Source organism: Candidatus Agathobaculum pullicola, assembly GCF_052117205.1.
Lineage (GTDB): Bacteria > Bacillota > Clostridia > Oscillospirales > Butyricicoccaceae > Agathobaculum > Agathobaculum pullicola.
In genome coordinates, this window is sequence record NZ_JBQKJP010000030.1 from 25,384 (window position 1) to 36,026 (window position 10,643).

The following is a 10,643-nucleotide window of genomic DNA, read 5'->3' on the forward strand; positions in this document are numbered from 1 at the left end:
ACCTCCTTCCGCTGTGGATTTTGATTACTGCTTCCTATTCGTTTTCGCTTCTGCCAACAAAGCTGCCTGCTCCATCTCGGCGGCATAGCTGCCCTGCGCATAGTCATTGTCTTGCAGCGCCTTTTCCAGCTTGCTTTTTGCAAGTGCTTTCATCACAGCGGCGGTCTGCTCGTCCAGTGTGCCGCGCCCAAGATATTGTGTGATCGTATTGAACCGCTTTGTGTAGATTTTTCGGATGGGATGGTCGGCGGCAAGCTCACGCTGCTCTCGGCCACGAAGATTCCCAACCTGACGGCAAGTGCGCCCGCGTTTGTCTCCGGGAGCCAGACCGTCACAGTACTTGGCATATCTTGCGTCAGTGGTCAGGAACCATTTTCCGCAGACGGCGCATTTCCTCGGCGCGTGTCCAACGCATAGACCCTCGTACAGATCAGAGCGGAACATAGACACAAAAGACATATAGTGCATCCGGCGCATGAGCTGCGGCGCGTCTTGAGCGGAGCGGACGGAAGATACATATTGAATTGTTGTGTTGGAAAATGCCTGCCATGACTTGTCATCCAGCGACAGCTTCGGCTGTCCGGAGAATATCCTGCCAAATACCTGCGCATAGCCGTCCGGAGTCCGCTTCCCCTTATGCAGCTCGTCTGCAAACGCCGTCATACCGCTTTTGTAGTTGCGAATGGTGGCAGGGAGCTCCTCCGCAAGGGTGATGATCTTCGTTATGCCAACGCCCTGCCTGAACTGTTCGTTGAAGGTGGCCAGCAGCCCAACCACGGCGGCAGCCTGCACATAGGCAAGGGTATTCTGAATCCCTTCCTCCGAGAAGATATGCTCCACACGCCCGTTGTAATAAGCAGCGTCGGCACGGGAAAACGGCAGTGTATCCTTCGCAAGCTGTATCATATGCAGAACACTGCCCTTGGCAGGACGAAGCAACTCGGCAGTCAGATTGTTCTCTTTGATTGCCGCGACGATCTTCTGCAAGGGAATACTTGCCTGTGCCAGCTTTTCCCTCAGCGTATCCGGGATGTTCAGAGCTTCACAGCCAATGGTGCCGCCGGGTACGGTTTTGCCCTCGTAGGTCACGCTGTCCTGCCAGTAGTCCAGCGTCAGCAGATTGTGGTCAATGATTGGTGTAGCCATGCGCTTCCTCCTGTCACGTTTTTTTAATTATACCATGCAAATATGAACATGAAAAGACCTGTCATGTTTTTTAAAACGAACTTGTCATGCCATCCGCCTGTTTTTTACGAATCCGAACATAAAACAGACAGAGAGGTGCGAAAGCCGCCGCTCAAATCCATTTTACGGAGGATAACGCATGAATTGCTTTCAGAACGTCAAATATGGCGTAAGCTGCCGGGAGGCGGCGGAGCGGTACGGCGTGGAGGTCAACCATTACGGCATGGCTCTTTGCCCGTTCCACAATGACCGGCATCCCAGCCTGTATGTGGCGGACGACCACTACCATTGCTTTGGCTGCGGGGAACATGGAGATGTGATTGACTTTGCCGCAAAGCTGTTCGGCTTGCCGCTCTATGAGGCGGCGCAGCAGTTGGCCGCAGACTTTCACCTCACACCGGAGAAGCCGCCCAGCGCAGCGGCGCTCCACGCAAAGCGCATCCGAACAGAAGCACAGCAGCTCATAGAAAACGAGCGGCTGTGCTTTTCTGTTTTGTCCGATTACGCCCGCGTCCTGCGGAGCTGGAAGGTACAGTATGCGCCGCAATCTCCCAACGAGCCTGTTCACGCACGGTTCGTAGAAGCCTGTCACAAGCTCGACGAAACGGAATACAATCTGGAAATTCTGTGTGCCGGTGATTCCCATGAACGCGCCGAAGTGGTCAATTATCTGCTTGCAGACGGCCGGTTGGACAAGCTCAAAGAAATCATCAATGGGAGGGATGAAGCGTGAACAAGAAGTATGCCGGGCTGGATTTTCCAGCGTGGTTCGATGGCAAGGATGTCAACGAGGCGGCTTTTTGCCGGGAGTTTCTATCAAAGAACAAGCTCATCTATGCGGACAACGCATTTTTCACACCGGACGGGCGGCTGACAGACCCGCTGCTGCTGAAAGAAAAAATCTACGCCGAGCTGGAGTGCTGCGCCGCAAAGAACATTCCACGCACCATTTCCAACATCGTGGAGATCATGAAGCTGGCGGCTCACACGGAGAGCTTTCCACCAAAGCAAGATGAAATTCATGTGCAGAACGGGACGCTCCGCATCGATGGCAGCTTTCTTGCGGGGCGGGCTGAGATCGTGCGCAGCCGGTTTCCTATTGCCTACAATCCGCAGGCGGGAAAGCCGGTTGTCTGGCTGCGGTTTCTTTCCGATCTGCTCTACCCGGAGGACATTCCAACCTTTCAGGAGTATATCGGCTATTGCCTCGTTCCCAGCACCAAAGGGCAGCGCATGATGATCCTCAAGGGCGAGGGCGGCGAGGGAAAATCGCAGATCGGCCCTGTGCTGGCGCGTCTGTTTGGCTGCAATATGAAAGACGGCAGCATTGCAAAAATATCCGACAACCGGTTTGCCCGCGCCGATCTGGAACACATTCATCTTCTTGTGGATGATGATATGAAAATGGATGCGCTGAAGCAGACCAACTATGTCAAATCCATTGTTACCGCACAGGGCAAGATGGATTTGGAACGCAAAAGCGTCCAGAGCTATCAGGGGTGGATGTACGCCCGCCTGCTGGCGTTCTCCAACGGCGATTTGCAATCCCTCTACGACCGCAGCAACGGTTTTTATCGCCGCCAACTGATCCTGACCACAAAAGAGAAGCCTGCTGATCGTGTGGATGATCCTGACATTGCCGAGAAGATGAAACTTGAGATCGAGGGCATTTTTCTCTGGGCATTTGAGGGCTTGCAGCGGCTGGCGGCAAACAACTTCCGTTTCACAGAAAGTCCCCGGACGCTGAACAACCGGGAGTATGTCAAGCGCGACGCGAACAACGCCATCGACTTTATGGAGTCCAACGGCTATATACGGCTGAAAGCGGATATGTCCGTCACCTCCAAGGAGTTGTATGCCATTTATGGAATCTGGTGCGATGAAAATGGGCTGACGCCCATCCGACAGCGCTCGTTCAGTGATTTTTTGATGCGGAATCTAAAAACGTACAATCTGGAGCATACGAACACCGTCACGAATGCCACCGGGCGCAGAGTGTGGGGGTATCTGGGCATCGAGCCGCTGATCAATCCCCGTATATCTGAGAATTGGGGCAAAGCGCTATGTACGTATGTACCGGAAAGCTGACGCGCACCCAATCGCGAACAAATCCGTCCATGCCGTGAAATGCTGCCTGCCCTGCGCCGCCGGTACGTATGTACACAGCAAAATACCGTAATTCTCCTATGTACAGCGTGCCGACGGGCTGCCAAAACAGGCGCTTTTCAATCAATGCTTGTGAAATTCATGAAAATTTTCGCCGCAGGTCGAACGCGCTGCACCATCCGGTGATTTACCGAAACGTGAAGCCGATGCACCGGACTGCGGCATATCCTGCCGTTCCGCATGACCTCACGCAGAATGATGAAGCCGATAGGGTGCTACTGCGTACAGGGCATCATAGGCAGAAATCTGAGTGGATTTGCGGCATGGCAGATTTTTCATCTCCCCGCACGCCAGTATCACCGAGAAGAAAACCGATTACACGAAAATATGGAGGTAAAAAGTTGATGAAATCCAATCTGAGAAATGAGATCAAGTCGTACATCGTCCGTCAGGGAATGACCATGCAGGAGGTCGTTGACCTGCTGCGGGACGAACACGGCTGGTCTGACAGTGTCTCCAACCTGTCCAATAAGCTCCAGCGGGAATCCCTGCGCTATGTCGAAGCCGTCCAGCTTGCCGACGCGCTGGGTTACGAGATCGTCTGGCAGCGAAAGAAAAGCTGACGATCCGAGAATATCCCGAAAGTCCCACCGGGACTAAGGGCGCACTTCTATACTCTCCTGACGGGAGTATGTGCGCTCTGCGAGGCGAACAGCCTGGACAGTTGATTGTCCGGGCTGTTTTGCGTCGCGTTGCTCCGTACAAGTGGCTGCACCCCTTGCGACGCTTGCGCGTCTATCCCTGCTCACTTTGCAGCGGGAACAATCTGCTGACGCAGACAATTTCCGCCGCAAAGTCCGAACTATCATTTCACCATTTTTTGAAGGAGGTCACACAATGTCAAAACAGAAAAACCTTGCCGAGCTGAACGCAGAGAAAAAAGAAATTGAGCAGCAGCTTGCGCAGGAACAGCACAAGAAGCAGCGTCTGGAAAACCGTGCCGCCTATTATGAGCGTGGCGACCGAACCAAACGCGCACACAACCTGATTGTCCGCAGTGCGGATATGGAAAGCATTGCCCCGCTGACGAAGCTGTTGACACGCGCTGAGTTTTACACCTTTGCCGAAAAGGTTTTTGACCTGCCGGAGGTCAAGGGCTTGCTCATGGAAGCGGTCAACGAACACAACCGGGTAGAGCTGGAAACGAGGTGTTGAGTATCGCACTATATCATTTTCATGTGACGCAGATCAAACGCAGCGCGGGACAATCCGCTATTGCCTCTGCTGCCTATCGTGCCGGGGAAAAATTGCACAGCGAGTATTACGGTGAGGTCAGCGACTACACCCGCAAGGGCGGCGTGATCTGCTCCGAAATCCTTTTGCCCATCCCATGCACCACCGGAGTATGCAGACCGAGAAACGCTCTGGAACGCCGTGGAGAAAGCCGAGCGTGGAAAGAAAGCCCAGCTCGCATACAGCTTTGATATTGCCTTGCAGAACGAGTTTTCCATGCAGGAGAACGTCGCTCTGGCAAGGCAATTTTTGTTGGACAATTTTGTGAGCCGGGGTATGGTGGTAGACTTCGCCGTGCATCAGCCGGACCGCGAGGACGGCGGCATTTCCAATCCGCATTTTCACGTCATGTGTCCGATTCGCCCCATTGAGCCAGACGGCAGGTGGGGCAACAAACAGCGGCGGGAATATCTGCTGGACGAGCATGGAGAGCGCATTTTAGACGAAGCGGGCAACTATGTATTCAACGCTGTCCCCACCACCGACTGGGGCAGCCCCGACACCTTGGAGTATTGGCGGCAAGCATGGGCTGATCTGTGCAACGCGAAGTTTGCGGAGAAAGATTTGGATTGCCGGATTGACCACCGCAGCTATACTCGTCAAGGCATTGAACAGATCCCTACCGTCCACGAGGGACCGTCTGTCCGAGCAATGGAAGCGAAGGGCATCCGCACCGATAAGGGCGACTTCAACCGCTGGGTTCGCAAAACCAACGCCATGCTGCGGGAAGCAAAGAATAAAATTGCCTCTTTGCTGGAATGGCTGAAAGCGGTCAAGGAAGAACTCTCCAAGCCGCAGCCGCCCATGCTGAACGATCTGCTGATGACCTATTACAATAACCGCAACAAGGGCGCATACAGCACAAAGGCCAAGACAGCCAACTTACAGCGGTATGCGGATGCGTTCCGCTTTTTGCAGGAGAAGCAGCTTTTTACCACCGATGATCTGGATGCCGCGCTGCATTCCATGAAGAACAGCATCAGCGCAATGAAAGCGTCTGCCGGGGAAAAGCAATCCCGCATCAAGGAACTGGACGAGCTGCTGCGTATGGCACAGTATTATGTCGATGGAAAACCGGTTGCGGATAAGCTGGGAAGTATCCGTTTTGAAAAATCCAGACAGAAATACAAGTCGGAGCATGACGATACGCTGCGGACGTTCTACATGGCGGAGCGCAAGCTGAAACCGTATTTCAAGGATGGCAAGATACCCATCACCGCATGGCGCAGAGAGCGTGAGCGGTTGGAGCAGGAGTACAAGGACATTCAGACAGAGCTTTCGCCGCTTTACGCCGATGTTAAAAAGCTCTGGGCCATTCACTACAACATTTATGAAGTACAGCATGAGCAGGAGCGGCAGCAGACACAACTGCGCAGCCGCAAAAACGAAATAGAATTATGAGAAAGGAATTGTATATGGAGAAAATCATCAACATCGAAAAAATCAACCGTGCTGTTATGACCGGTACGCCAGAAGAAGTGATTGAGCTTTGCAGGTTCATCCACATTGAAAGCTGTTTTGATTATGTCTGTGACCCGCCCGCTGATTTTCTGGAACAGTGCGAAAAAAACTGGTCTGGGCGCAGCAGCCTCTGCGGGACAGTCGAGCGCAAGATCGGCAACACATGGTACACCGTCGAAACCCTCTGTGACGGAAATGAGCCGCTTACCCAAAAGGTAAAACGGCTCATTTTTTCTGACCGGGAGGTGGCTTGTTAATGACAGCGACACAAAACTATGGTAATATAAAAATAAGCACACCGATTCTGTCGGCTGACCCGAACGTGAAGGAGGACGTTATGACGGATCAGCAAAAAATTACGATACTCTACTGCCGCCTCAGCAATGAGGATAAATTGGAAGGCGAGTCGAATTCGATACAGAATCAACGCGAGCTTTTAACCAAATACGCACAGGATCATGGCTACACAAACCTGAAAATTCTGGTGGACGACGGCTACACCGGCACGAACTTTCAGCGCCCCGGCGTACAGGAGGGCTTTGAACTGGTAAAGCAGGGATTGGTGGGCTGCTGGCTTTGCAAAGACCTATCCCGCTTTGGTCGTGATTATCTGACCGTAGGCCAATACACCGACATCATCTTCCCCAGCTACGATGTGCGGTTCATTGCCGTCAACGACGGCGTGGACAGCCAGCGCGGGGACGGAGAGGGCTTTGCTGCGGTTCGCAACCTGTTCAACGAGTGGTATCCGCGCGATACCTCCAAGAAAGTCCGTATCAGTCTGCATCAGCGCGGCACCAGCGGCAAGCACCTCGGTAAGCCGCCCTACGGCTACCGCTGCGATCCGAACGACAAGGACAAGTGGATTCTGGACGAGGAGGCCGCGCTGGTTGTCAAGCGCATCTTTGACCTCTGCATCGACGGCAAAGGCCCGGAACAGATTTCCCGGATTCTTGAACGGGATCAGGTTCTCACAACCAAGGCTCTGTATGCCAGCCGTAAGGGAAAGCCGCTGCCCAAGAATCCGTATGGATGGAAGGATCAATCCATCGTCGGGATTCTGGAACGGCAGGAATACACCGGCTGCACCTGCAACTTCAAGACCTACTCCAAGTCCTACAAGCTGAAAAAGCGGATTCCCAACAATCCGGAGGATATGTTCATCGTACCAGATACACAGGAGGCGATCGTGTCTCAGGCACAATGGGACAGAGTGCAGGAGCTGCGCAAAAACAAGCGCCGCCCCGCGAAAGCGGAACGGCAGGGACTGTTCTCCGGGCTGCTGTATTGCGCGGACTGCGGCGGCAAGCTCCACTTTGCTACCTGCAAGAGCTTTGAGGGCAAACAGGATCACTACGTCTGCTCCAAATATAAAAGCGGACGCGGCGATTGCTCGGCGCATTATATCCGTGAGGATGTGCTGCGGGAGCTGGTGCTGGAACGGATTCAGGCGGTCAACGAGTATATCCGCGACGACGTGGAGGGCTTTCAGGAGGAATGGCTGCATTACCGCCGCGCCGATCAGGAACGGGACATCCGGGAAGATCAGAAGCGCGTGGAGCAGGCAAGAAAACGCCTTGCCAATCTTGATGTGGTCATGTCCCGGCTCTATGAGGACTATGCGCTCGGTGAGATCAGCAAAGAAAAGTATAAGAAAATGACGGCTGATTATGAAGCGGAGCAGGAACGGTTAAAGCTCGAAATTGAAACAACGGAAGAATGGGTTGAACAGCGGCAGGCGATGGGCGACGATCTGGACGCTTTCATTGCGCTGACGAAAAAGTATGTGGATGTCACAGAGCTGACGCAGACGATTGTCAACGAGTATATCAAGAAGATCATCATCCACGCACCAGACAAGTCTGACGGTAAGCGCAGACAGAAGGTGGAGATCATCTTCAACTTCGTAGACGAGGTGGAAATCCCCGTACTGGCAGAACCCATGATCGCAGAATCTACCATTGGACGCAGAAAAACGGCGTGACCTTCACGGCCACACCGTTCTCTGCCCGAACCGCAAGACTTATAGTTCCTTACGACTGTTAAGCCTTGATGCCACTGGCTTTTCGCCAGTGGCATCTATACCGTTTTGATTTTATGGTGGAGCCGAGGGGAGTTGAACCCCTGTCCGAAAGCACATTCACCGTGACTTCTCCGGGCGCAGTTTGTCTTTTTGCATTCCCTCCATGACACGCCGACAAACAGGCTGGTCACTTCAGTAGAGTCATATTACATGACGGGGGCAACTCTTACCCCGTACACGTTCACCACTAGTCGACGCCGGATCTCAAAGCCGTGGTCCTCTCTGAGCCGACGGGCTAAGCCTTAATTAGGCAGCCTGAAGAGTATAATCGTTGTTGTTTAATTTATAAACAGTTGGAGCTTTTTACGCAGTTCCCCACTGCGGCCCGCTATCCCGGCTTCAACACCCCCGTCGAACCCGTTACGGCCCCATTTGGTGTGCATCCATCGGATGCCAAAAATCAACGATTTCTTTCCTTCATCGCGCGGTCCATTTCCCGCTTGGCATCTCGCGCAGCGATGCTGTCGCGCTTGTCATGCAGTTTTTTACCCTTACAAAGACCAAGCTCGATTTTCACACGCGAGTTTTTGAAATAGACCGAAAGCGGAATGAGCGAATACCCGTCCTGCTTGGTTTTGCCAAATAGGTTTGCAATCTCCTTTTTGTGCATCAGCAGCCGCCGCACACGAAGCGGATCCTTATTGAAGATATTACCCTTTTCGTACGGAGAAATATGAATCCCGCGCACGAAAAGCTCACCATCCTTAAAGGTACAGTAGGAATCCTTCAGATTAATCTGCCCCTGCCGGATAGACTTCACCTCAGTGCCCGCCAGCTCAATACCCGCTTCATATTTTTCCTCGACAAAGTAGTCATGCCATGCTTTTTTATTGGCCGTGACCTGTTTGGTACCTTGCTTGGACACTGCTCCCATGGCAATCCCTCCTTTTCGTGGTACTGTTTATCATATCATGACAAACCATGTTTGTAAAGGCTCAAGAATGTTACAAATTGCGACCAAAATAGCGTTGCCGCTCAGAAGAGCGGCAATTCGCCGGTAATCAGGTCAACTTTTTCGGGCAGCGCAGGCTCAAACGCAAGGCAGGTATAGGTGGGCCGGCCGTGAAACTCGGTAATACCGTTGTCGCAGATAAGCGCAGACAGAATCCCCGCCTCCTTAGCCCTGCGATCAATTGCAAGCAATTCTTCTTCCGAATCGACGTAAACGCACACCTTAGCCACGCCACGCGAAAACCATTCGCTAAGCGGTGTTGCGGACTGCGCACTCTCGACCAGCGTCACGCCGTTCTCGTCTGCTCGAACCTGTTCAAGCCGATGCTCCCGCTCCAGTGCCGCCAATACCGCCGTGACACAGGCATGCCCCGCCTGCGCCGCAATCTTACCCTTGCGCATTTTCAAGTCCCGACGCATCACAATCATCTGCTTGGGTTTATTCATACCCGCGCCTCCCCATGCTTATACCACTGTATTGGTCAGCTTTCCGATGCCCTCAATCTCGCAGGTGACCACGTCACCCTTTTTCAGGAATTTTGGCGGTGTAAAGCCCATGCCGACGCCCGCAGGTGTGCCGGTTGCAATGATGGTACCCGCTTTGAGCGTCATTCCCTGCGACAGCTCCGCAATGATCTCCGCAACTGAATGCAGCAGATGGTCGGTATTGCTGTTTTGGCGCTGCTCGCCATTGACTGTGGACGAAATGGCAAGCGCAGGCGGATAGGCCACTTCATCCGCCGTCACAATACACGGCCCCATGGGAGTAAAACCGTCAAGAGACTTGCCGAAATACCACTGAATATGCGCAGTCTGTAGATTGCGAGCAGATACATCGTTGATAATCGTATACCCGAAGATATGACCGGGCGCTTCGGATACGCTGACATTCTTGCAGTCCTTGCCGATAATCACACCCAGCTCCACTTCATAGTCAAGGCTGTCCACCAGACCTTCGTATGCCGGAATTGGGTCACCAAAACCGCTTGCCTCGCACACACGCTTGCTGAAATATACAGCCTTCTTTCGGTTAACAAGGAACGCATCCTCATGAAAGCGCGCGGACTCCACCGCATGGTCAGCATAATTAATGCCAAGACAAATCACATCCTGCTCCGGATTCGGGATGGGTGCGCGCAGCCGAATATCGTCCAGTCTCAGTGCGGCACCCTCTGTCGCCTGTTCTGCATCCGACAGCCGCACCAACTGTGCGGGCGAAATGCGGCGAATCAGTTCGGTCATATTGGGAAACGACAGTCCAAAAGCCTCAAGCGGCCAAATTAATCCCGGCCAACCTTTATAGCCGATACCGATGCGATCGATGCCGTCATTGTTTTGATACGTATATAACTTCATATATTGGTCACGCTCCTGTTGATGTTTGCCGATTTTATTATAGCACAAACTGCACAAAATTTAAAGCATCCATTTGAACCTTTCCACAAAATGTGTTTGTAGGTTTGTCAAACATATTGGACAGAGAACTCTAAAGGAGAAAGCCAACCCAGAGGCCTCATGGGAAAGTTATTGGAGCAGCGGTTATGGACAGCAAGCTGCTTTGTGA

At 52.9% G+C, this 10,643-nt stretch carries 10 protein-coding genes, 1 other RNA gene and 1 pseudogene; 7 read left to right on the forward strand and 5 right to left on the reverse strand.

The annotated features are described in order from the left end of the window. Nucleotides 1-24: 24 nt before the first annotated feature. Nucleotides 25-1,146: a DUF6076 domain-containing protein gene (locus ACTQ3V_RS10675; protein ID WP_441467491.1), complete on the reverse strand. Its 1,122-nt coding sequence runs from the start codon at nt 1,144-1,146 to the stop codon at nt 25-27. 178 nt (nt 1,147-1,324) lie between these two features. Between ACTQ3V_RS10675 and ACTQ3V_RS10680 the strand changes: the two genes are divergently transcribed. From ACTQ3V_RS10680 to ACTQ3V_RS10710, 7 genes and pseudogenes are all read left to right on the forward strand, one after another. Then, on the forward strand, nt 1,325-1,918 hold the full coding sequence (locus ACTQ3V_RS10680) for a CHC2 zinc finger domain-containing protein (protein WP_441467492.1): 594 nt from the start codon (nt 1,325-1,327) through the stop codon (nt 1,916-1,918). Then, nucleotides 1,915-3,273 carry a DNA primase family protein gene (locus tag ACTQ3V_RS10685; RefSeq protein WP_441467493.1) on the forward strand — a complete coding sequence of 453 codons (1,359 nt, stop codon included), beginning with the start codon at nt 1,915-1,917 and terminating at the stop codon, nt 3,271-3,273. The genes ACTQ3V_RS10680 and ACTQ3V_RS10685 overlap by 4 nt, the downstream gene beginning before the upstream one ends. Before the next feature lie 422 nt (nt 3,274-3,695). Next, the gene (locus tag ACTQ3V_RS10690) at nt 3,696-3,914 is read left to right on the forward strand and encodes a DUF6471 domain-containing protein (RefSeq protein WP_441467494.1); all 219 of its coding nucleotides are present in this window, start codon (nt 3,696-3,698) and stop codon (nt 3,912-3,914) included. A 274-nt stretch (nt 3,915-4,188) separates the two neighbouring features. After that, on the forward strand, nt 4,189-4,506 hold the full coding sequence (locus ACTQ3V_RS10695; RefSeq protein ID WP_441467495.1) for a DUF3847 domain-containing protein: 318 nt from the start codon (nt 4,189-4,191) through the stop codon (nt 4,504-4,506). Nucleotides 4,507-4,508: 2 nt separating this feature from the next. After that, nucleotides 4,509-5,985 (forward strand): annotated as a pseudogene (gene mobQ, locus ACTQ3V_RS10700) (MobQ family relaxase). Then, nucleotides 5,982-6,302 (forward strand): hypothetical protein, encoded by a 321-nt coding sequence (locus ACTQ3V_RS10705; RefSeq protein WP_441467496.1) that lies wholly within the window; start codon nt 5,982-5,984, stop codon nt 6,300-6,302. Before mobQ ends, ACTQ3V_RS10705 begins: the two are co-directional and overlap by 4 nt. Further along, nucleotides 6,302-8,029: a DUF4368 domain-containing protein gene (locus ACTQ3V_RS10710; RefSeq protein WP_195608277.1), complete on the forward strand. Its 1,728-nt coding sequence runs from the start codon at nt 6,302-6,304 to the stop codon at nt 8,027-8,029. Before ACTQ3V_RS10705 ends, ACTQ3V_RS10710 begins: the two co-directional genes overlap by 1 nt. A 114-nt stretch (nt 8,030-8,143) precedes the next feature. Here ACTQ3V_RS10710 and ssrA read toward each other — a convergent pair. The 4 genes from ssrA to ACTQ3V_RS10730 form a co-directional block, all read right to left on the reverse strand. Continuing rightward, nucleotides 8,144-8,498: a transfer-messenger RNA gene (ssrA, locus tag ACTQ3V_RS10715) on the reverse strand. A gap of 30 nt (nt 8,499-8,528) precedes the next feature. Next, nucleotides 8,529-9,002, reverse strand: coding sequence for an SsrA-binding protein SmpB (smpB, locus tag ACTQ3V_RS10720; RefSeq protein WP_441467497.1), 474 nt, complete (start codon nt 9,000-9,002; stop codon nt 8,529-8,531). 101 nt (nt 9,003-9,103) lie between these two features. Then, complete coding sequence (pth2, locus tag ACTQ3V_RS10725; protein ID WP_441467498.1) at nt 9,104-9,526, reverse strand: aminoacyl-tRNA hydrolase; 423 nt, start codon at nt 9,524-9,526, stop codon at nt 9,104-9,106. Nucleotides 9,527-9,544: 18 nt separating this feature from the next. Further along, nucleotides 9,545-10,435 carry a fumarylacetoacetate hydrolase family protein gene (locus ACTQ3V_RS10730; RefSeq protein ID WP_441467499.1) on the reverse strand — a complete coding sequence of 297 codons (891 nt, stop codon included), beginning with the start codon at nt 10,433-10,435 and terminating at the stop codon, nt 9,545-9,547. Between the last annotated feature and the right edge of the window lie 208 nt (nt 10,436-10,643).